This is a genomic window from Mesorhizobium sp. P170090, from assembly GCF_057786115.1.
Genome location: NZ_JBYNWH010000001.1, coordinates 5,765,958 through 5,785,326, shown reverse-complemented (window position 1 = coordinate 5,785,326; position 19,369 = coordinate 5,765,958). Strand labels below are relative to the sequence as shown.

Below are 19,369 nucleotides of genomic sequence, written 5' to 3'. Positions count from 1 at the left end.
TCATGCGCACGCCGGCAAGACCGCCGCTGCATGGCCTGAAGAAAAGGCTCGATCGTTCACGCGCCGAGCGCGAGCGCATGCCGCGTGACGGGTTTTTGCGCGAGACCTTCGTCCTGCCGCGCCCGGATGCGCGGCTCAAGGCCAAGGAATGGTTCGAGCGTTTTCCCAAGCAGGCCTACTGGACCGAGATCGAAAGCTGGTTCGAGCGGCCGGGCGATGTCATAGAATTCACCATACGGCGGCTGCCGGCGGCGGATTAGGATCCCACCAGCAGTCGCCTTGCGCCCGGCCCTTGCGCACTCAAGCGATCTTCCCTGTTTCGCAGCGGGCATTTGTCGATCGACATGCAGCCGCAGCCGATGCAGTCGGTCAGGCCGTCGCGCAGCTTCTTTAGCTGAGTGATCTTGCGATCGAGGTCGTCGCGCCAGCCGGTCGACAACAGGTTCCAGTCCTCGCGCGTCGGGGTGCGGCCTTCTGGGAGCGATTCAAGTGCGGCGCCGATCTCGGCCAGCGAAATGCCGACCTCCTGGGCGATCCGGATGATCGCCACCCGCCGCAGCACGTCGCGGCCATAGCGCCGCTGGTTGCCCGACGTGCGGTGGCTGCGGATCAGCCCGCGCGCCTCGTAGAAATGCAGCGCCGACACCGCCACGCCGCTGCGCATCGCCACCTGGCCGACCGTCAATTCCTTTACCGGAGCCATCTCGATTTTCCGCTTGACCTCAACTTAAGTTGAGCTTGTAGCCAGGAAACGTCGATAGGGCAATTGAGGAGAAGGCGATGTGCGCCTGGGTGAGAATGATGCAAGACGCAACGGCCGTTGGCGATGACGACAACGCGCTGAAGGGTCTAGCCGAGCTGCCGGATGGCTTCACCGGCGACCATGGCGACCGACAGCGCGACGTTGATGCTGCGCGTGCCCGGCTGCATCGGGATCGTCAGCCGCGCATCCGCCGCCTGATGGACAGGATCCGGCACGCCGGCGGATTCGCGGCCGAACAGCAGGATGTCGCCTTGGGCGAAGCTGAAGCCCGCATAGGGGGTCGCGGCTTTGGTGGTGAGCAGCACCAGCCGGCAGGCTTCGCCCTTGCGCCAATCCTCGAAGGCGTTCCAGTCGACATGGCGGGTCAGGGCAGCCATTTCGAGGTAGTCCATCCCGGCACGCTTGAGCGCTTTGTCGGAGAGCGGAAACCCGGCTGGTTCGATGATGTCGACGCCAAGGCCGAGGCAGGCGGCGAAGCGCAGGATAGTTCCGGTGTTGCCGGCGATGTCAGGCTGGTAGAGGGCGATGCGGAGACGGTGGTTCATTTCCGCGTCTTTCTAATAAGTGGCAGATCGGCCACAGCGGGTGGCTGGTTTTGGAAATTGCTGGACCTGCGGGTGGCCATTTTCTGCGAAGTCGATTATACCGCACGCATTGTCAACCCGAACCGATGGAGGGGTATTTCATGATGACCATGCACATCCAGCGCCCCTCCCGTGGGCTTACCTGCCTTCCGGCGGTTTCGGTACGACGATTTACCTGATTTCTTAGATCTGATCGCACCGATTCCCGCCGAACCCAATTTTCGGCTCTCGAAGGAATCCTGCGATGTTTTTCAACCGGTTAAAGGGGCCAAGCGCCCCAGCTGAGCATGTCGCGACCGAGGCCTATCCTCGTGTCCCGACGGATGCAATCCGTGCCTCCGGCCGAACGCCGGCGCACGACATTGCTTCGCCTTTTTATGTCTATTTTCACACGGAGGACGGACCGATGTTCGATCCCTATAAGATACCGGGTTCAAGAAGCCTGCACGAACGCAAGACGGCGACCTGGGCGTTGCTGGTCGGCGAGACCTATTCGTCGGCGGTTCACGCCCAGACGCGCCGGCGTCCGCATCGCGGCATGTTGCCGGATGTCGGTTTCTCGCGTGCGGTTCCCGACCACAGCCGGCCGTCGCTGGTGCGCCGGATCATCCGGCTGATCCGGCCGGGCGCGAAAAACCGGACTGGCGGCGGCGTGCCGTCAGCTCAGTCGAAGGCTTCTGTCGGTGAAAAGCCCGCAAGTCCCTATATTGCGCGAAGCAGGACCGATGGCCCGGGTGATTCCGGGCCGTCGGTCCCCGCCGACGTACGGTCTGGGGACGCGGAGCGCCCCGGGGATTTTTCCCGCGCCGCATGAGCGGACAAAAGTTTTGTGAGCATCACTATGTTTAGCTGGTTTGAAAGAAGGCTCGATCCGTTCCCCGCAGCGGAACCGGTCGAGCCGCCGAAGACGCTGGTTGCCTTCTGCGTGCATTATACCCGCGGCGCCTGGCCATACATCATCCTCGACGCGGTGCTGGTGACGGCGATTGCCATCGCGGAAGTGTGGATGTTCGGCTTCATGGGCCACATCGTCGACTGGCTGTCCGGGCAGAACCGCGAAACCTTCCTGCAGACCGAGAGCTGGAAGCTCGCCGGCATGGCCTTCGTCGTGCTGTTCGCGCTGCCAGGTACAGTATGGCTGCATTCTTTGCTCAACCAGCAGACGCTGATGGGCAACTACCCCATGCGCATCCGATGGCAGGTGCATCGTTATCTCTTGAAGCAGTCGATGAGCTTCTACCAGGACGAATTCGCCGGCCGCATCGCCACCAAGCTGATGCAGACGGCACTCGCCGTGCGCGAATGCGTCATCAAGGTGATCGAGGTGCTCAATTACGTAATCGTCTATTTCCTCGGCATGCTGTTCATCGTCGGCTCGGCCGACTTGCGGCTGGCGGCACCTCTCGGCGTCTGGCTGCTCGGCTATATCGGGTTGTTGCGCTATATCATCCCGAAGCTGGGCAAGGTCGGGGAGGCGCAGGCCAATGCGCGCTCGACTATGACCGGCCGCGTCGTTGACAGCTACACCAACATCCAGACGGTCAAGTTGTTTTCCCATGCACGGCGCGAAGCAACGTTCGCGAGAGAAGGCATGGCAGGCTTCCTCGACACGGTCTACCGGTCGATGCGGCTGGTGACGGTGCTTTACGGCCTGCTCTATATCCTCAACGCGCTGCTCCTGTTTTCGGTGACGGCGACGGCGCTGTGGCTGTGGCTCGGCCAGGCGGTGACGATCGGCGCCGTCGCCGTGGTCATCGGCCTCGTGCTCCGTATGTGGGGCATGTCGCAGTGGATCATGTGGGAAATGTCGAGCCTGTTCGAAAACATCGGCACGGTGCAAGACGGCATCGCCTCGATCTCGCTGCCGCGCCTGGTCGAAGACCGGCCGGGGGCGAAGGACATTGCCGTCACCAAGGGCGAGATCCGCTTCGACGACATTCGTTTCCACTATGGCAAGCAGAAGGGCGTCATCGAGAACCTGTCGCTGACGGTGAAGCCCGGCGAGAAAGTCGGCATTGTCGGGCGCTCGGGTGCGGGCAAGTCGACGCTGGTCAATCTCCTGTTGCGGTTCTACGACCTCGAGAACGGCCGGATTCTGATCGACGACCAGGAGATCGCCTCGGTGACGCAGGATTCGCTGCGCGCGCAGATCGGCATGGTGACGCAGGACACCTCGCTGCTGCATCGTTCGGTGCGCGACAACATTCTTTACGGGCGGCCCGATGCCACGGAGGAAATGCTTGTCGAGGCAGCCGGGCGGGCCGAGGCGCTGGAGTTTATCGGCAGGCTTTCGGATCACACAGGACGTAAAGGGCTCGACGCTCATGTCGGCGACCGCGGCGTCAAATTGTCCGGCGGCCAGCGGCAACGCATCGCCATTGCTCGCGTTATGTTGAAGGACGCACCGATACTTATCCTTGACGAAGCGACGTCGGCGCTGGATTCCGAAGCCGAGGCCGCCATCCAGGAGAATCTCTACAAGCTCATGCAAGGCAAGACCGTCATCGCCATTGCGCACCGGCTGTCGACCATCGCGGCGATGGACAGGCTCGTCGTCCTCGACAAGGGCCGTGTCATCGAGGAGGGGTCGCACGAGGAACTCGTCGCCAGCGGCGGGCTCTACGCGCAGCTCTGGCAGCGCCAGTCGGGCGGGTTCCTGCTCGATGACGGTCCGGTCGATGCCGCCAATGACGCTGTTGCCAACGACATCGGCGTGAAGGGTGAAGCCGCAGAGTGATGGCGTCAGCATGATGACAGCCGTCTATCGCTGGTTCGAGGACTGGGTCTATCCGTTCAGGGAGCCGGCGGACCTTCGGCCACCGTCAAGCGTCGGCGGCTTCCTCTGGCACTATGTCGGCCAGGCGAAGTTCGCCTTCTTCGCCATGCTTGTCATCGGCGGCATCGCGCCGCTGATCGAGGCCGGGCTTTTCTACTTCGTCGGGCGGCTGGTCGATATTCTCGATCAGCTTCCCGGTGAACGCAGCTGGGACGCGCTGTGGACCGCCGCCGGGCCTGAGCTTGTCTTCATGATCGCAGTGGTGCTGGTCATCCGCACCATCGTCGTCGGCCTGTCGGCGCTGGTCAACGAACAGACGATCACGCCGGGGTTCTACAATCTGGTGCGCTGGCAGGCGCACCGGCACGTATCGCGCCAGTCCTACACCTTCTTCCAGAACGATTTCGCCGGCCGTATCGCGACAAAAGTCTGGCAGGCGGGGCAGGCGACCGGCGACCTGATGGAGAGCTTCATCGAGGTCATCTGGTTCATGCTCATCTATACGGTGACGACCTTGGCGCTGGTCGCCGGGCTGGATCTGCGCCTGGCCGTGCTGGTGGTGATCTGGATCCTCGCGTTCGCCTGGCTGGCCAAGCTCTATCTGCCCTCGATCCGCAGGCATGCCGAGGCCACGGCTGAAGCTGGCTCGATGATCAATGGGCGCATCATCGATTCCTATTCCAACGTGCAGACGCTGAAGCTGTTCTCGGCCGACGGCGACGACCGCTACATCAAGAACGGCTTCGACATCTATCTCGATGCACTACGGCCCTTCACCCGCCGGCTGACCGGCGTGCGCATGGCGCTGACGACGCTGTCGGGCATCATGATCACCGCGATTGGCTGCTTTGCCGTCTATCTCTGGGTCGAAGGGTCGATCACCGTCGGCGCCGTCGCGTTCACGCTGTCTCTGGTCTTGCGGCTCAACATGCTGCTCGGGCGCGTGATGATGCAGCTCAACGGCATATTGCGAAATCTCGGCGTGCTGGAGAACTCCAAGGCGCTGATCTCGCAGCCGCTTGGCCTTGTCGATGCGCCGGATGCGAAGGAGCTTGTCGTCGCCGGCGGCCGCATCGAGGTGAAGAATGTCGAGTTCCACTACGGCAAGGGTTTTGGCGTGCTGAATGGCATCGACCTTGTGGTCAAGCCTGGCGAGAAGGTCGGGCTGGTCGGGCCGTCCGGTGCGGGCAAGACGACCTTAGCCAATCTCATCCTGCGCCTCTACGACCTCGAGAGCGGGAAAATCCTGATCGACGGGCAAGACGTCGCCGAGGTGACGCAGAACTCGCTGCGCGCCAATATCGGCGTGGTCAGCCAGGACACGGCGCTGTTCCACCGCTCGCTACGCGACAACATCAAGCTCGGCATGCCGGATGCAACTGACGCCGAGGTGATCGCGGCGGCGAAGAAGGCCGAGGCGCACGTGTTCATATTGGGCCTGCGCGACAACCGGGACCGTACCGGCTACGAGGCTTTTGTCGGCGAGCGCGGCGTGAAACTGTCGGGCGGCCAGCGCCAGCGCGTCGCGATCGCCCGCGTCTTCCTCAAGGATGCGCCGATCCTGATCCTCGACGAGGCGACCTCGGCGCTCGATTCCGACATCGAGGCGGCGATCCAGGAGAACCTGGCCAGGCTGATGGAGAACAAGACGGTCATCGCCATAGCGCACCGGCTGTCGACCATCGCCGCGCTCGACCGTCTTGTGGTGCTGGACGGAGGCCGCATCGTCGAACAGGGCACGCATGACGAGCTGGTGGCGCTCGACGGGCTCTATGCGCGGCTGTGGAAGCGGCAGTCCGGCGGCTTCCTCTACCACGAGGAAAGCGTGCTGGAAGAGACACGGCCGGCGGAGTAGGGCATGGCAGTGTCGCCTGATGTCGGCTACGTCCTCAAGCGGCTGCGGCCAACCGCGCCGGCCTTCGACGCGCTGAAGGAGGAGAGCCGGCTGGAGGGCTACTGGATGCTGGTGCGGCTGGCGGATGGCTGGGCAGGCGGCTGCAACAAGTTCCTGAAACGAGGCGAGGCGCTGTTTGGCGCATGGCATGGCCGAGAACTCGCTGGTGTGTGCGGGTTGAACATCGATCCCTATTTCGAAGGCAGGGACCACGGCCGGGTCAGGCACCTGTTCGTCAGCGCGCGTCATCGCCGCAGCGGCGTTGGCCGCATGCTGGTCGAGACCGTCATTGACAGGGCACGTCAGCATTTTGCCGTGCTGAACACCCGCGCGCCACAAGGAGCCTTTGGGTTCTATGAACGGCTTGGCTTCCAGCCGGTGGTGGGCGAAGAATTCGTCACGCACCGCATGATGCTCTCTCAAGACAGAAAAGGAGGCTGAGATGTCACTGCGTCCGCCATCCCTAGGCGCCTCGGCTGCCGAAGCCGCGTTCGACGCCCTCGGCCATGAGATACTGGCTGAAAAGGCCGCAGCGCTCGGCCGTGCCGGCCAACGGGTCGAGGAAACGCTGGCCAAGCTCCGTCAGAACAACGACGACGAGGAGCAGCGACCGCGGCTGCTCAAGGAGGCTGCCGCAGCGGTGCACGCCTATTTCATCCAGCGTGAACTCTGCGGCCTGCGCCGGCATGAGTCGGTCATCCGCGAATACGATATCCCAAGGGCCGTGCTGGTCAGGCTCGGTGCAAGCTAGAGGTCACCAGCCGGCAACAATCATTCCAGCCATTCGGTGATGAAGCTGCCGTTTTCGTGGATGTCGGTCGTTTCGAGCGGGCCTGGGCCAAGATTGGTGAATTTGTGCGGCGTATCGGGCGGCACGATCAGGATCTGGCCGGCCGTGGCCTCGATCTGCTGGTCGCCGATCGTGAACAGGCCGGTGCCTTGCCGGATGATGAAGATTTCACAATAGGGATGCGTGTGCAGGCGCGGGCCGCCGCCAATCTCTTCCTGATAGTTGAAAATCAGGCAGGAGTTGGAGTCGTAGGCGCCGCATTGCAGTTCGCCCTGCCAGCGGCCGGGCGTCCTGGTCCAGGTCTCGCGGTCGATAATATGTGCCATAGCCTCTAACCCTTCGTCGATATCCAGGGGTTGAAAAGCTTCACGCCGGTGCCTTCAAAATCCTTGGTGTTGCGGGTCACGACTGTCAAGTTTTTGACGAGCGCGGTAGCGGCTATGAGGGCGTCGCGCTCCGGCTTTGGATCGGGAACGTGGAGGTTTGCGCAACGCACGACAACAGCCGTGTCTATGCTCAATATCCGGTCGTCAAACTGTGGAATGAGTGTCTGATCCAACCACTCACGGTACATGGTGGCCTGGCGAGTATCCTTCCTCGACAAGAGCAATGTTCCGATTTCGAGTTCCAGGATCGAAATGACCGACATGAAAAAGCTGGCGATGTCGTGGGTCTCTGACCAGGCCAAAACGTTGCGATCGGCCTTGTCCCGACGACGCAGATTCGAAACGACATTGGTGTCAAGAATGAACATCAGTCGAGTTCGGGAATCTTGAAAAACGGTCCTTCCAGGCGAGGTGGTTCCCAGTCGAAATCTGCTTCCGGGCGATCATCGGCAATCGCGTCCGCGAGGCTTCTCGGCTTCTTCTCTAAACGCTGATATTCCTCCATCGACATCAGCACATGGGAGGGCTTGCCGCGGTCGGTAATGATGACCGGCCCGTTCTTGGCTGCCCGTTTGGCATGCGCCGTGTCCTGGTTGAATTCACGGCTCGACATGATGGTTATCGTCTTCGTCGAGATATTCATATCAACACCTCCATCCGGAAGATGTAGACATATTGCTACATTCGGCCAAGCTCGTCAAATTTCTCTTCGTGCGGAACGCCCGCGACAATCTGCCCTTGTGGCCTCAGCCCGCTGGACAAAAACGGGCTTCACGCATAAACCGAAATCCAAATGCCGGAGGAATTCGCTAGCTTGTTCGCCATGCGCTGTCGGGCCGGCGCGATGGAGCGGGGACAAAGCTCGGCCGCCGGCTCGGAAGAGGCGAAAGGATCAGGCACCCGTGAGCGCAACCGACACCCAGGATCCCAACCGTCGTGATTTTCTCTACGTCGCCACCGGCATGGCCGCAGTGGTTGGCGCAGGCGCCGTTGCCTGGCCGTTCATCGACCAGATGCGCCCCGATGCCTCGACGCTTGCGCTGGCCTCGGTCGAGGTCGATGTCGCCTCGCTGACGCCTGGCATGTCCCTGATCGTCAAATGGCGCGGCAAGCCGGTCGTGGTGCGCAATCGCACCGAGCAGGAGATGAAGGACGGCGAGGCCGTGAACCTTGCCGACCTCAAGGATCCTATTGCCCGCAACGCCAATCTGCCCGCCGATGCGCCGGCGACCGACGCCAACCGCACCACGCCCGGCAAGGAAGCCTGGATGGTGATGGTGCAGGTCTGCACGCATCTGGGGTGCATTCCGCTTGGCCAGGAAGGCGATTTCGGCGGCTGGTTCTGCCCGTGCCACGGTTCGGTGTACGATACCGCCGGCCGCATCCGCAAAGGCCCGGCGCCGGAAAACATGGCCGTGCCGGTATTCAAGTTCATTTCCGATACCAAAATCCTTATCGGTTGAGGCAGGGGATAATTCGATGAGCGAGGGACACTCGACCTATACGCCCAAGACCGGTATCGAACGCTGGTTCGACGCCCGCATGCCGCTGCCGCGCATGGTCTATGACAGCTTCATCGCCTATCCGGTGCCGCGCAACCTCAACTATGCGTGGACCTTCGGCGGCATCCTCACGATCATGCTGGTGGCGCAGATCCTGACCGGTATCGTGCTCGCCATGCACTATACCGCCGACACCAATCTCGCCTTCAATTCGGTCGAGAAGATCATGCGCGACGTCAATTCCGGTTGGCTGTTGCGCTACATGCATTCCAACGGCGCCTCGTTCTTCTTCGTCGCTGTCTACATCCACATCTTCCGCGGGCTTTATTACGGCTCCTACAAGGCGCCGCGCGAGTTGCTGTGGATCCTCGGCTGCATCATCTACCTGCTGATGATGGCGACCGGCTTCATGGGCTATGTGCTGCCTTGGGGTCAGATGAGCTTCTGGGGCGCCACCGTCATCACCGGCTTCTTCAGCGCCATTCCGCTGGTCGGAAACTGGATCCAGGAACTGCTGCTCGGCGGTTTCGCCGTCGACAACCCGACGCTCAACCGCTTCTTTGCGCTGCACTATTTGCTGCCGTTCATGATAGCCGGCGTTGTCGTGCTGCACATCTGGGCGCTGCATGTGGTCGGCCAGTCGAACCCGACCGGCATCGAGGTGAAATCGAAGACCGACACCGTTGCCTTTACGCCCTATGCGACCATCAAGGATGCATTCGGCATGATCGTGTTCCTGTTCTTCTTCGCCTATTTCGTCTTCTACCTGCCGAACTTTCTCGGCCATCCGGACAATTACACGATCGCCAACCCGCTGAAGACGCCGGCCCACATCGTGCCGGAATGGTACTTCCTGCCGTTCTACGCGATCCTGCGCGCCATCACCTTCAACATCGGGCCGATCAACTCCAAGCTCGGTGGCGTGCTGTGCATGTTCGGCGCCATCGTCATGCTGTTCCTGGTGCCGTGGCTCGACACCTCCAAGGTGCGCTCGGCGGTCTACCGGCCCTGGTACAAGCTGTTCTTCTGGCTGTTCGTCGCAGACGCTGTCCTGCTTGGCTGGCTTGGCTCGCAGCCGGCGGAAGGCGGCGGTCTGTTGACCCTCCTGATAGGTGAGGTCTCGGGCAACTATGTTGGCTACGCTCAAGCGGCGACACTGTTCTACTTCGCCTTCTTCCTCGTCATCCTGCCGGTGCTTGGCCTGATCGAGACGCCACGCAGACTGCCGAATTCGATCACCGAGGCGGTGCTGGAGAAGAACAAGGGTGCCGGAGGGGGACATCCGGCCGGTGCGACCGCGGCGCCGGAAACCAAAGGCTGAATGAGAATCTAAGGGGATTTGGCATGAAAAAGATTCTCACCTCGCTCGCCCTGCTAGGCGTGTTTGCCGCTGGCATCGGAGCCGTCGGCAGTGTGGCGATCGCCGCTGAAGAGGCGCACAACGCGGCGGCACCGACGCATTTCCCGATCCACGAGCCGAAGGAGATGGACTGGACTTTTGCCGGTCCGTTCGGCACCTACGACAAGGCGCAGCTGCAGCGTGGCCTGAAGGTCTACAAGGAAGTCTGCTCGGCCTGCCACTCGATGAATTTGGTGGCGTTCCGCACGCTGGAGGACCTCGGCTATTCGGAAGCGCAGATCAAGTCGCTGTCGGCCGAGTACACCATCCATGATGGACCCAACGATGCCGGCGACATGTTCGACCGGCCGGGCAAGCCGTCAGACCATTTCCCGGCGCCGTTCGCCAATGAGGAGGCGGCTGCCGCTTCCAACGGCGGCGCTGCCCCACCGGATATGTCGCTGCTGGCCAAGGCGCGCGGCGTCGAGCGCGGCTTCCCGCGCTTCGTCTTCGACATCTTCACGCAATATGCGCAGGGCGGCCCGGACTACATCCATTCGCTGCTGACCGGCTACGACGAGACGCCACCTGCCGGCATGGTGATCCCCGAAGGCACCCACTATAATCCATACTTCATGTCCGGCGTGTCGCTGAAGATGCCCAAGCCGCTCTCCGACGGCCAGGTGACCTACGATGACGGTTCGCCGCAGACGATCGACCAGTATTCGCGCGACGTCTCGGCGTTCCTGATGTGGGCGGCCGAGCCGCATATGGAAGACCGCAAGAAGACCGGCTTCCGCGTGCTGGTGTTTCTGCTTCTGTTCGGGGCGCTGATGTATCTGACCAAGCGCAAGGTGTGGGAAGGCGTGGCGCACTAAGCCGCATCTTATTCCTCGGAAATGGAAAGGGCGTCTTCGGACGCCCTTTTTGCTTGCCAAACCGGACATGGTTCGCATCTTGGCGCAGCAGCCGTCCAGTAAGAAGTCCGTTGGCACGCCGCCATGCGATTGGTATTGCACGCGCGCCCGGCGGATCGCCGGCTAAAGGGGCATTTGGGATCGATGATGCGGCTACGCGACTGTCACAACTTTTCCGATTTCCGGCGCATGGCCCAGCAGCGGTTGCCGGGGCCAATCTTCAACTACATCGATGGCGCGGCCGACGATGAGGTCACCTACCGCCGCAACACCGAGAGCTTCGAGCGCTGCGACCTCGTTCCCAACGTGCTGCGCGGGGTAAGCGAGATCGACATGTCGGTGACGGTGATGGGCCAGAAGCTGGCCATGCCCGTCTATTGCTCGCCGACCGCCTTGCAGCGGCTGTTCCATCATCAAGGCGAGCGCGCGGTGGCCAAGGCTTCGGCCAAATTCGGCACGATGTTCGGCGTGTCCTCGCTCGGCACTGTCAGTCTTGAGGAAGCGCGCAAGATCAGCAGCAGCCCGCAGGTCTACCAGTTCTATTTCCACCGGGATCGCGGCCTCAACCGGGCGATGATGCAGCGGGCGAAAGCGGTTGGAGTCGAAGTGATGATGCTGACCGTCGACAGCATCACCGGAGGCAACCGCGAGCGCGACAAGCGCACCGGCTTTGCCATCCCCTTCAAGCTCAACCTTGCCGGCATGCTGCAGTTCGCGCTGAAGCCGGGCTGGGCGATCAACTATTTCACCCATGAGGGGTTCAAGCTGCCGCAGCTCGACGAGCATGTCGACATGGGCGGCGGCACGATGTCGATCAGCCGCTACTTCACCGAGATGCTCGATCCGTCGATGACCTGGGACGATGTTGCCGAGATGGTCAGACTGTGGGGAGGTCCGTTCTGTCTCAAGGGCGTCATGTCCGTGGAGGATGCCAAGCGCGCCGTCGAGATCGGCTGCAGCGGCATTGTGCTGTCCAACCATGGCGGCCGGCAGCTGGACGGCTCGCGGGCGGCGTTCGACCAACTGGCCGAGATCGTCGATGCCGTCGGCGACAGAATAGACGTCATCATGGATGGCGGCGTGCAGCGCGGCACCCATGTGCTGAAGGCGCTGTCGCTCGGCGCCAAGGCTGTTGGCGTCGGCCGCTACTATCTGTTCCCCTTGGCGGCGGCCGGACAGCCGGGCGTCGAGCGGGCGCTGGAGCAGATGCGGGTCGAGATCGAGCGCGGCATGAAGCTGATGGGCTGCAGTTCGATCGAACAATTGTCGCGCAACAACCTCCGTTTCAGGTAATCTCGACCCATGAAATCCTCGCTCGAAGACACGCTGCTCGCCGCGATCCGCACCATTCCGGACTACCCCAAGCCCGGCATCCTGTTTCGCGACATCACCACTTTGCTCGGCAATGCGCGCGCCTTCCGCCGCGCCATCGACGAGCTGGTGCATCCCTATGCCGGGCAGAAGATCGACAAGATCGCCGGCATCGAGGCACGCGGCTTCATCCTCGGCGGTGCGGTCGCGCACCAGCTTTCGGCCGGTTTCGTGCCGATCCGGAAGAAGGGCAAGCTGCCTTACGAGACGGTACGCGTCGCCTACAGCCTGGAGTACGGGCTGGACGAGATGGAGATGCACAAGGACGGCGTTGCGCCGGGCGAGAAGGTGATCCTGGTTGACGACCTGATAGCGACCGGCGGCACGGCGGAGGCGGCGGTCAAGCTGCTGAGGCAGATCGGCGCCGATATTCTTGCCGCGTGCTTCGTCATCGACCTGCCGGATCTCGGCGGACGGGCGAAGCTCGAAGCGCTGGGCGTGCCGGTGCGGACGTTGATCGGGTTTGAGGGGCATTAGGGAGTAGGGAGTAGGGAGTAGGGAGTAGGGAGTAGGGAGTAGGGAGTAGGGAGTAGGGAGTAGGGAGTAGGGAGTAGGGAGGGAAGCTCCGCATTCCGTGCAAGGCGCAGCACCCACTGCTGCCTAATCCCTACTGCCTAAAACCTACCCCCTACCCAGCCTTCACCAGCACGGCGCTGTCGAACTCCAGCACCTTGTCGCCTGCCGAATCGGAACCTTCCGAGCGCAGCGCCAGCAGGCGCCAGCCGGGGCGGGTGGCAAGCGGGCGGTGGGACAGGGCCGTGCGCATGAAGGTGACGGTTTCTCCGGCATAGACCGGCTTTGGCCATTTCAGGTTCCTGAAGCCGGGGGAGGGGCCGAATTCTGGTACCGGGCCGGGTCCGGTCCATTGAGAAGCGTCCATAGGATTTTTGAGATTGAGCTTCATCCAGGTGGCCGCGGTGTGCCAGCCTGAGGCGCAGAGGCGGCCGAACACGCTTTTCTTCGCCGCCTCCTCGTCGACATGAAAGACCTGTGGATCGTATTTGCAGGCGAACGCCTTGATCGCCTCGGTTTCGAATGTGTGCGAACCGAGGTTGATGGTATCGCCGATGCGGAAGAACGCGTCGAGGCTCATGCGCCGGCCTCGCGGGTCAAGAACATGACAGTGTTCTCAAGTTCGAAGACGCTTTCACCGCGCTGGTTGAACAGTTCGCTGCGCAAGGTGACGAGGCCGAGTTGAGGCCTGGATTTCGACAGGCGCCTGGCAAGCACGCTGGTGCTGCCGGCCAGTGTGTCGCCGGCCAGCACCGGCTTCTTCCATTTGACCTGGTCGATGCCGGGCGCGCCTTGCGCGGTCGAGTCGAGCAGGAAGGCGTCGCACAGCATGCGCATGAAGATCGCGCAGGTGTGCCAGCCGGAGGCGGCCAAGCCGCCAAGGATGCTGGCCTTGCCGGCGGCTTCGTCGAGATGCATCGGCTGCGGGTCGAATTCGGTGGCGAATTCGATGATTTCGGCCGCACTCACCTGCTTGGCGCCGAGGTCGATCGATGCGCCCTCGGTGAAATCCTCGTAGGCCCAGCTTTTTGCGGTCATGATCCCAATCCGGTTGTACGATCACCGGGCATCCGGATGCCGTCCGGGCGGCGTTTGGTCAAGCAAATTCTATTGGGCCTACAACCAGCCGCGGCGGCGGAAATACCAGAACGGCAGGATCGCCGACAGGATCATCAGGCCGATGGCGAAGGGATAGCCGAGCTCCCATTTCAGCTCCGGGATGACGTCGAAATTCATGCCGTAGATCGAAGCCACCAGCGTCGGCGGCAGGAAGATGACGGCGGCGACCGAGAAGATCTTGATTATGGCGTTCTGCTCGATCGAGATCATGCCGAGCGTCGCGTCGAGCAGGAACGAGATCTTCTGCGACAGGAAGGTGGCGTGGTCGGCGAGCGACAGCACGTCGCGCGATACTGTCTTGATGCGGGCGCGGACGTCCTTGCTCATCTTGATCTGGGTCGCGACATGGGCAAGGAAGCCGGTGAGGCGCTGCAGCGAGATAAGGCTGTCGCGGATCGAGGAGGCAATGTCCTCCTTGCGGCCGATGGCCTTGAGCAGTTCCTGGAAGTCGCGATTGCGCTTGTTCACCTTGGTCGACCGCGCTTCGAAGATATCGCGCGAGATCGTCTCGATGTCACGGCCAGCGCGTTCGAGAATATCGGCTAGGCGATCGACGATCGCCTCCAGCAGGCCGATCAGGATGGTGTTGCCGGTGGTGCAGCCTGTCGCCACCTTCTCGGCGCGCAGGGGAAAGGTCTTGAACGCCTTCGGCTCATGATAGCGGATGGTGACCAGTCTCGGGCCGGCAAGCACAAAGGTAACCGGTGACATCAAGGGATCATCGATTTCGGTCTGCGCCGGCAAGGTGGCGGTCATGAAGTAGGCGCCGTCCTCGATGTAGAGGCGGCTCGAAATCTCGATCTCCTCCATCTCCTCGCGCGTCGGGATGGCAACGCCGAGCCAGGTCTCGATCGCTGTTTCTTCTTCCTTGGTCGGGTTGAGAAGGTCGGCCCAGACGACGTGATCGCCATTGGCCACGAGATCGTCGGCGAGGCGCAGGCGATCATTGTCGACGACGAAGGCCTTGATCATCGCCGAATCTCCGTTGGTTGAGCCCAAGAGGTTTCGTTTGATAGCGATGGGTCTTGCACGCTCCGCCGCTCCCACGGGGACGGCCAAGTCGCATGCAAACGGCCATAGACCCGGTGCCAAGGGCAGTCAAGCGACGCGGCATGCCGGCTCTCCACTTGACGAAGCCGTGATCGGCCGCGGTCAGCGCGCCAGCCGCGGCGCCTCAGGTATTGAACTTGAACAGCAGGACATCGCCGTCCTGGACGACATATTCCTTGCCTTCGTCGCGCGCCTTGCCGGCTTCCTTGGCCGCCACTTCGCCGCCCAGTGTGACGTAGTCGTTATAGGCGATGGTCTGGGCGCGGATGAAGCCGCGCTCGAAATCGGTGTGGATGACGCCGGCCGCCTGCGGGGCCTTGTCGCCCTTGTGGATCGTCCAGGCGCGCGTCTCCTTCGGCCCGGCGGTGAAATAGGTGATGAGATGCAACAGATCGTAGCCGGCGCGGATGACCTTGTTGAGGCCAGGTTCGTCGAGGCCGAGCGAGGACAGGAACTCCATCTCTTCCTCGTCGGAGAGCTGGGCGACTTCGGCCTCGATCGCGGCTGAGATCACCACGGTGCCGGCGCCCTGCGCGGTCGCCATCTTTTCCACGGCCCTGGTGTGCTCGTTGCCGGTGGCGGCGTCGGCTTCGGCGACGTTGCATACATAGAGCACGGGGTGCGAGGTCAAGAGGTTCAGTCCCTGCAGGATGCGCAGGTCTTCCGCTGAAATGCCCTTGAGCAGGATGCGGGTCGGCTTGCCGGTCTGGAGGAGCTCGAGTGCTGCCTCCATCATCGGCAGCACGGTGGTTGCTTCCTTGTCCTTGCTGCCGGCGCGCTTGCGGATCTGCACGATGCGGCGCTCGAGGCTGTCGAGGTCGGCGAGCATCAGCTCGGTCTCGACCGTATCGGCGTCGGCGACAGGGTCGATCTTGCCCTCGACATGGGTGATGTCGTCATCCTCGAAACAGCGCAGCACATGCACGATGGCGTCGACCTCACGGATGTTGGCGAGGAACTGGTTGCCCAGCCCTTCGCCCTTGGAGGCGCCGCGCACCAGGCCGGCAATGTCGACGAAGGAGATGCGGGTCGGGATGATCTCTTTCGACTTGGCGATCGCGGCGATCTTCTGCAGCCGCGGATCGGGCACCGCCACCTCGCCGGTGTTCGGTTCGATGGTGCAGAACGGATAGTTGGCGGCCTGCGCCGCCGCCGTCCTGGTCAACGCGTTGAAAAGCGTCGACTTGCCGACGTTGGGCAAGCCAACGATGCCGCATTTGAAACCCATGTGTCCGGTCCTATCGGGAAACTAGAAATTTGATGAGGGCTATGGGCGATAGGGGTGAGCAACGTCAAGCCCCGCAGTCCCGATCCTATCGACGCTCAGTCCTTCTTGCCGAACAGTTTCTTCAGCATGGCGGCCATCGGGCCGCTTTCCGGCAGCTTGGCCGGCGCCTGCTGTGGCCGTGCTTGGCGGATGTGGCTTTGAGCCTTTGGACCTTCAGCCTTCGGCGCCTTGGGCGGCGGCCGGTCGTCGTCGCTGGTCGGCACCAGCTTGTCACGCAGGGCCAGAGTAATGCGGTTCATGAAGGAACTGTCGTCGCCCTTGGCCAGCAGCCCGGCATCGTCGGCGATGGTGTCGAGCAGCACGTCCAGCCATTCGCGGTCGGCCTTGGCGAAATCGCCGAGCACATGGGACTGCACCATTTCCCGGACGCCGGGATGGCCGACGCCGATGCGCACGCGGCGAAAGTTCTTGCCGACATGCTGGTCGAGCGAACGGATGCCGTTGTGTCCGCCGGCGCCACCGCCGACCTTGACCCGCAATTTGCCGGCCGGCAGGTCGATCTCGTCGTAAAAGACGGTCAGCGCCTCGGGGCCGAGCTTGTAGAAGCGCAGGGCTTCGCCGACCGGCTGTCCCGACAGGTTCATGAAGGTCTGCGGCTTGATCAGAAGAATCTTTTCGCCGGCAATCGTGCCTTCGGCGATCAGGCCCTGGAACTTCTTCGACCAGGGCGAAAACGAATGGCGGCGGGCAATTGCGTCCGCCGCCATGAAGCCGACATTGTGCCGGTTATCAGCGTATTTCGCGCCCGGATTGCCGAGGCCTGCAAAGACAAGCATCGTGAACTCCGGGCCCGAAAATTACTTCTCTTCGGCAGCAGGAGCCGCCGCTTCGGGGGCTGCCGCTTCCGCCGTCTCTTCCGTCTCCGGCTTCATCGCCGAGGAGCCGGCAATGGTCGCGATGGTGAAATCGCGATCGGAGATCACCGGCTTGACGCCGGCCGGCAAGGTAACCGCCGAGATGTGGATCGAATTGCCAATGTCGGCGCCGGTGAGATCGACGGTGATGAATTCCGGGATCGCATTGGCCGGGCAGTGGAACTCGACTTCGTGACGCACGATGTTGAGCACGCCGCCGCGTTTGATGCCGGGCGACTTGTCTTCATTGATGAAGTGGACAGGCACGTCGACGTTGACCTCGGTGTCCTTGCCGATGCGCAGGAAGTCGACATGGACCGGGAAATCCTTGACCGGGTCGAGCTGGAAATCCTTGGGCAGAACCTGGATTTTCTTGCCGTCGACATCGATCGTGGCGATCGTGGTCAAAAACCCGCCGCCATGGATTTTGTAGAAGACGTCCTTGTAGTTCAGCGCAATCGCCAGGGGAGGCTGTCTGTCGCCGTAAATAACTGCAGGCACTTTACCGTTGCGGCGAACTGCACGGGCGGACCCCTTACCGACCTGTTCGCGCGCTTCGGCCTTGAGCTCGTAAGTATCGTGGCTCATGGCATTTCCTTTCGCGTTTTATGGAGCGTTTGCGGTGGCAGTGTGCCTGGACCGTAAACGTCGAAAGCCGCCAGGCCTGGATGTCCGAATGCCAGAAACCGCATACGCGGAACTTTGTTCGGGATCACAAGGGAAGGCAGCCTTCCGCCGCGTTGCCTCCAAGGGTGTCTACGCGGGTGGCGGCTCTATAGCGGAAGGCGGGAAAGGGTGCAAGCCACGGCGGGCAAGGGCGGCCGATCCTGCGTTGGGCGCCGCATTGCGCTCAGGCCGGCAGGTCGGCGGGCGGATTTGATCCGTTTCCCTTGGCGCCACCGAGCGTGGACAGAGCGCTCAGCAGTTTCGTCCGGTCCTTGCCGATCATGAGCACGCCGCTGTCGGGCGCCAGCAGCGCCGAGAACGGAAGCATGGCAGCGCCGATCGAGGAGGCCTCAGGGCCGAATTGCCCCGACACGATCTCCGGCGCCACGATGCCGATTGCGCTGGCCTGGTTGAACTGGGTCTGCACCCTTGCCAGCAGTTCGAGATGGATCGGCCTGGGCAGGATCGAGTCGAGAACGATGGCCTCGATGTCGATGATGGAGGTGATGGCGATGATCGCCTCGACCAGCGCGCTCGCACAATCGTCGATCCATTCGAACAGCGGCACGCGCGCTTCGGCTGGCAACGGATCGAGTTCCCGCACACGATTGATCACCACGCCGCGCGACCTCAGGTGATTGACCAGCACATAGATCGAGGCGCGATGCAGCAGGCTCTGGTAGCGCGCAGGCTTCGCCGCCACCGAATCGAGGCTTGAGGGCGAGACCGGCAAGGGTCCGAGGGCAGCGCTGTTGCCATGCGGCCCGGTATGGACCCTGCCGCCTTGCACCAGGCCGCCGCCGACAAAAGTGTCGATCGAGATGTGCATGAAATCGCGAAAGCGGGCGCCGGCGCCCTGGACAAGTTCGGCCAGCGCCGCCGACGTGGCGTCGTTTTCCACGAACACCGGCGTCTTCGCCGGCGTGGCAAAGCATGTCGTCAGGTCGATCGCCTCCCAGCGGCTGCCGAGATCGTCGGGAAAGCCGAGTTCCTCGCTCCAGCCGCCGAGGAAATAGGGTGAGGCAATGCCGACGCCGACTATGCTGGCATCGCCAAGCCCATCCACCAGCTTTTCGAAGGTGGCCAGCGCCATGTTGCCGGCCTTCAGCACCAAATCAGGATCGGGGAAGCGGTATTCGTGCGACTCTCTTGCGCGGATTTCACCGGCGAAGTCGACCAGAACGGCTTCAAGCGCACGCCGGCCGATCTTGATGCCGACGCTGTAGATGCGCTCCGGCGTCAGCCGGTACAGCGTGGAGGGCGAACCGCGCTGCCCGAACCTTTTTCCCACTTGCTTTACGAATCCGGAAGATTCCAGGCCGTCGACGATGGCAGCGACGGCCGCCGGCGTCAGGCTTGCCGCGCGCGCCAGATCGGACTTGGAGGCTTCCTTGAGGCGACGGATGGCGTCGAGCACGAAACGCTCATTATAGTGCCGAACTTTGACAGAATTGCTGCCTTTCCCTGACAAAACCCGCACACTCCCCAAATGTCCCGTTCCCGGCGCGAAGCCCGCAAACCACCTGCGGCCGAGCGCACCCTGCGGTGCCTATGTTG

23 protein-coding genes are annotated in these 19,369 nt (G+C 62.4%); 11 read left to right on the top strand and 12 right to left on the bottom strand.

Annotation, left to right across the window (positions count from 1 at the left end):
• Positions 1-2: 2 nt before the first annotated feature.
• Positions 3-260, top strand: coding sequence for a hypothetical protein (locus AC3EML_RS27950; RefSeq protein ID WP_023683688.1), 258 nt, complete (start codon positions 3-5; stop codon positions 258-260).
• Here the strand turns inward: AC3EML_RS27950 and soxR are convergent.
• Both soxR and AC3EML_RS27940 read right to left on the bottom strand, forming a co-directional pair.
• Positions 257-703, bottom strand: a complete 447-nt coding sequence (soxR, locus tag AC3EML_RS27945) for a redox-sensitive transcriptional activator SoxR (protein ID WP_023683689.1) — start codon at positions 701-703, stop codon at positions 257-259. The genes AC3EML_RS27950 and soxR overlap by 4 nt on opposite strands.
• Before the next feature lie 146 nt (positions 704-849).
• Positions 850-1,308 (bottom strand): tRNA (cytidine(34)-2'-O)-methyltransferase, encoded by a 459-nt coding sequence (locus AC3EML_RS27940; protein ID WP_023814986.1) that lies wholly within the window; start codon positions 1,306-1,308, stop codon positions 850-852.
• Between the two features lie 445 nt (positions 1,309-1,753).
• On the opposite strand from AC3EML_RS27940, the gene AC3EML_RS27935 reads away from it, so the two are divergent.
• The 5 genes from AC3EML_RS27935 to AC3EML_RS27915 are packed head-to-tail and all read left to right on the top strand — an operon-like array spanning position 1,754 to position 6,768.
• Positions 1,754-2,161: a hypothetical protein gene (locus AC3EML_RS27935; protein WP_352521354.1), complete on the top strand. Its 408-nt coding sequence runs from the start codon at positions 1,754-1,756 to the stop codon at positions 2,159-2,161.
• Positions 2,162-2,188: 27 nt separating this feature from the next.
• Positions 2,189-4,084 (top strand): ABC transporter ATP-binding protein, encoded by a 1,896-nt coding sequence (locus tag AC3EML_RS27930; protein ID WP_023825365.1) that lies wholly within the window; start codon positions 2,189-2,191, stop codon positions 4,082-4,084.
• Positions 4,085-4,094: 10 nt separating this feature from the next.
• Positions 4,095-5,978: an ABC transporter ATP-binding protein gene (locus AC3EML_RS27925; protein ID WP_352521353.1), complete on the top strand. Its 1,884-nt coding sequence runs from the start codon at positions 4,095-4,097 to the stop codon at positions 5,976-5,978.
• 3 nt (positions 5,979-5,981) lie between these two features.
• Complete coding sequence (locus AC3EML_RS27920) at positions 5,982-6,458, top strand: GNAT family N-acetyltransferase (protein WP_023814988.1); 477 nt, start codon at positions 5,982-5,984, stop codon at positions 6,456-6,458.
• A 1-nt stretch (position 6,459) separates the two neighbouring features.
• Positions 6,460-6,768 carry a DUF6665 family protein gene (locus AC3EML_RS27915; RefSeq protein WP_023683695.1) on the top strand — a complete coding sequence of 103 codons (309 nt, stop codon included), beginning with the start codon at positions 6,460-6,462 and terminating at the stop codon, positions 6,766-6,768.
• Positions 6,769-6,788: 20 nt separating this feature from the next.
• Here AC3EML_RS27915 and AC3EML_RS27910 read toward each other — a convergent pair whose 3' ends face one another.
• From AC3EML_RS27910 to AC3EML_RS27900, 3 genes are read right to left on the bottom strand one after another with little or no spacing between them, the layout of a single operon-like run.
• Positions 6,789-7,133 carry a cupin domain-containing protein gene (locus AC3EML_RS27910; RefSeq protein ID WP_023683696.1) on the bottom strand — a complete coding sequence of 115 codons (345 nt, stop codon included), beginning with the start codon at positions 7,131-7,133 and terminating at the stop codon, positions 6,789-6,791.
• A gap of 5 nt (positions 7,134-7,138) precedes the next feature.
• The gene (locus AC3EML_RS27905) at positions 7,139-7,561 is read right to left on the bottom strand and encodes a type II toxin-antitoxin system VapC family toxin (RefSeq protein ID WP_352521352.1); all 423 of its coding nucleotides are present in this window, start codon (positions 7,559-7,561) and stop codon (positions 7,139-7,141) included.
• Entirely contained in the window at positions 7,561-7,836 is a 276-nt protein-coding gene (locus tag AC3EML_RS27900) for a type II toxin-antitoxin system Phd/YefM family antitoxin (protein ID WP_023701566.1), read from the bottom strand. The genes AC3EML_RS27905 and AC3EML_RS27900 overlap by 1 nt, the downstream gene beginning before the upstream one ends.
• 259 nt (positions 7,837-8,095) lie before the next feature.
• Between AC3EML_RS27900 and petA the strand changes: the two genes are divergently transcribed.
• From petA to AC3EML_RS27875, 5 genes are all read left to right on the top strand, one after another.
• Complete coding sequence (gene petA / locus AC3EML_RS27895) at positions 8,096-8,656, top strand: ubiquinol-cytochrome c reductase iron-sulfur subunit (protein WP_023670027.1); 561 nt, start codon at positions 8,096-8,098, stop codon at positions 8,654-8,656.
• A gap of 16 nt (positions 8,657-8,672) precedes the next feature.
• Complete coding sequence (locus AC3EML_RS27890; RefSeq protein ID WP_023724963.1) at positions 8,673-10,016, top strand: cytochrome b; 1,344 nt, start codon at positions 8,673-8,675, stop codon at positions 10,014-10,016.
• 23 nt (positions 10,017-10,039) lie between these two features.
• Entirely contained in the window at positions 10,040-10,912 is an 873-nt protein-coding gene (locus AC3EML_RS27885) for a cytochrome c1 (protein ID WP_023670029.1), read from the top strand.
• Between the two features lie 186 nt (positions 10,913-11,098).
• Positions 11,099-12,244: an alpha-hydroxy acid oxidase gene (locus tag AC3EML_RS27880; protein WP_023691587.1), complete on the top strand. Its 1,146-nt coding sequence runs from the start codon at positions 11,099-11,101 to the stop codon at positions 12,242-12,244.
• 9 nt (positions 12,245-12,253) lie between these two features.
• Complete coding sequence (locus tag AC3EML_RS27875) at positions 12,254-12,799, top strand: adenine phosphoribosyltransferase (protein WP_013529989.1); 546 nt, start codon at positions 12,254-12,256, stop codon at positions 12,797-12,799.
• A gap of 151 nt (positions 12,800-12,950) precedes the next feature.
• On the opposite strand, the gene AC3EML_RS27870 is transcribed toward AC3EML_RS27875, so the two are convergent.
• The 7 genes from AC3EML_RS27870 to AC3EML_RS27840 form a co-directional block, all read right to left on the bottom strand.
• Complete coding sequence (locus tag AC3EML_RS27870; RefSeq protein ID WP_023814991.1) at positions 12,951-13,415, bottom strand: MaoC family dehydratase; 465 nt, start codon at positions 13,413-13,415, stop codon at positions 12,951-12,953.
• The gene (locus AC3EML_RS27865) at positions 13,412-13,873 is read right to left on the bottom strand and encodes a MaoC family dehydratase (protein ID WP_023670033.1); all 462 of its coding nucleotides are present in this window, start codon (positions 13,871-13,873) and stop codon (positions 13,412-13,414) included. The genes AC3EML_RS27870 and AC3EML_RS27865 overlap by 4 nt, the downstream gene beginning before the upstream one ends.
• Before the next feature lie 78 nt (positions 13,874-13,951).
• Complete coding sequence (corA, locus tag AC3EML_RS27860; RefSeq protein WP_023683700.1) at positions 13,952-14,926, bottom strand: magnesium/cobalt transporter CorA; 975 nt, start codon at positions 14,924-14,926, stop codon at positions 13,952-13,954.
• Between the two features lie 202 nt (positions 14,927-15,128).
• Positions 15,129-16,232 (bottom strand): redox-regulated ATPase YchF, encoded by a 1,104-nt coding sequence (gene ychF, locus AC3EML_RS27855; RefSeq protein ID WP_352521351.1) that lies wholly within the window; start codon positions 16,230-16,232, stop codon positions 15,129-15,131.
• A 95-nt stretch (positions 16,233-16,327) separates the two neighbouring features.
• A complete protein-coding gene (gene pth / locus AC3EML_RS27850) occupies positions 16,328-17,068 on the bottom strand; it encodes an aminoacyl-tRNA hydrolase (RefSeq protein WP_023711142.1) in 741 nt (246 codons plus the stop codon).
• A gap of 21 nt (positions 17,069-17,089) precedes the next feature.
• On the bottom strand, positions 17,090-17,734 hold the full coding sequence (locus tag AC3EML_RS27845) for a 50S ribosomal protein L25/general stress protein Ctc (RefSeq protein WP_488505357.1): 645 nt from the start codon (positions 17,732-17,734) through the stop codon (positions 17,090-17,092).
• Between the two features lie 262 nt (positions 17,735-17,996).
• Complete coding sequence (locus AC3EML_RS27840) at positions 17,997-19,229, bottom strand: ROK family transcriptional regulator (protein WP_352521350.1); 1,233 nt, start codon at positions 19,227-19,229, stop codon at positions 17,997-17,999.
• Between the last annotated feature and the right edge of the window lie 140 nt (positions 19,230-19,369).

What these genes read in the sequence shown, in the direction of transcription:
- AC3EML_RS27950 (WP_023683688.1), top strand. Translation starts at nt 3, where the DNA reads ATGCGCACGCCGGCAAGACCGCCGCTGCATGGCCTGAAGAAAAGGCTC.
- soxR (WP_023683689.1), bottom strand. Translation starts at nt 703, where the DNA reads ATGGCTCCGGTAAAGGAATTGACGGTCGGCCAGGTGGCGATGCGCAGC.
- AC3EML_RS27940 (WP_023814986.1), bottom strand. Translation starts at nt 1,308, where the DNA reads ATGAACCACCGTCTCCGCATCGCCCTCTACCAGCCTGACATCGCCGGC.
- AC3EML_RS27935 (WP_352521354.1), top strand. Translation starts at nt 1,754, where the DNA reads ATGTTCGATCCCTATAAGATACCGGGTTCAAGAAGCCTGCACGAACGC.
- AC3EML_RS27930 (WP_023825365.1), top strand. Translation starts at nt 2,189, where the DNA reads ATGTTTAGCTGGTTTGAAAGAAGGCTCGATCCGTTCCCCGCAGCGGAA.
- AC3EML_RS27925 (WP_352521353.1), top strand. Translation starts at nt 4,095, where the DNA reads ATGATGACAGCCGTCTATCGCTGGTTCGAGGACTGGGTCTATCCGTTC.
- AC3EML_RS27920 (WP_023814988.1), top strand. Translation starts at nt 5,982, where the DNA reads ATGGCAGTGTCGCCTGATGTCGGCTACGTCCTCAAGCGGCTGCGGCCA.
- AC3EML_RS27915 (WP_023683695.1), top strand. Translation starts at nt 6,460, where the DNA reads ATGTCACTGCGTCCGCCATCCCTAGGCGCCTCGGCTGCCGAAGCCGCG.
- AC3EML_RS27910 (WP_023683696.1), bottom strand. Translation starts at nt 7,133, where the DNA reads ATGGCACATATTATCGACCGCGAGACCTGGACCAGGACGCCCGGCCGC.
- AC3EML_RS27905 (WP_352521352.1), bottom strand. Translation starts at nt 7,561, where the DNA reads ATGTTCATTCTTGACACCAATGTCGTTTCGAATCTGCGTCGTCGGGAC.
- AC3EML_RS27900 (WP_023701566.1), bottom strand. Translation starts at nt 7,836, where the DNA reads ATGAATATCTCGACGAAGACGATAACCATCATGTCGAGCCGTGAATTC.
- AC3EML_RS27890 (WP_023724963.1), top strand. Translation starts at nt 8,673, where the DNA reads ATGAGCGAGGGACACTCGACCTATACGCCCAAGACCGGTATCGAACGC.
- AC3EML_RS27885 (WP_023670029.1), top strand. Translation starts at nt 10,040, where the DNA reads ATGAAAAAGATTCTCACCTCGCTCGCCCTGCTAGGCGTGTTTGCCGCT.
- AC3EML_RS27880 (WP_023691587.1), top strand. Translation starts at nt 11,099, where the DNA reads ATGCGGCTACGCGACTGTCACAACTTTTCCGATTTCCGGCGCATGGCC.
- AC3EML_RS27875 (WP_013529989.1), top strand. Translation starts at nt 12,254, where the DNA reads ATGAAATCCTCGCTCGAAGACACGCTGCTCGCCGCGATCCGCACCATT.
- AC3EML_RS27870 (WP_023814991.1), bottom strand. Translation starts at nt 13,415, where the DNA reads ATGAGCCTCGACGCGTTCTTCCGCATCGGCGATACCATCAACCTCGGT.
- AC3EML_RS27865 (WP_023670033.1), bottom strand. Translation starts at nt 13,873, where the DNA reads ATGACCGCAAAAAGCTGGGCCTACGAGGATTTCACCGAGGGCGCATCG.
- corA (WP_023683700.1), bottom strand. Translation starts at nt 14,926, where the DNA reads ATGATCAAGGCCTTCGTCGTCGACAATGATCGCCTGCGCCTCGCCGAC.
- ychF (WP_352521351.1), bottom strand. Translation starts at nt 16,232, where the DNA reads ATGGGTTTCAAATGCGGCATCGTTGGCTTGCCCAACGTCGGCAAGTCG.
- pth (WP_023711142.1), bottom strand. Translation starts at nt 17,068, where the DNA reads ATGCTTGTCTTTGCAGGCCTCGGCAATCCGGGCGCGAAATACGCTGAT.
- AC3EML_RS27845 (WP_488505357.1), bottom strand. Translation starts at nt 17,734, where the DNA reads ATGAGCCACGATACTTACGAGCTCAAGGCCGAAGCGCGCGAACAGGTC.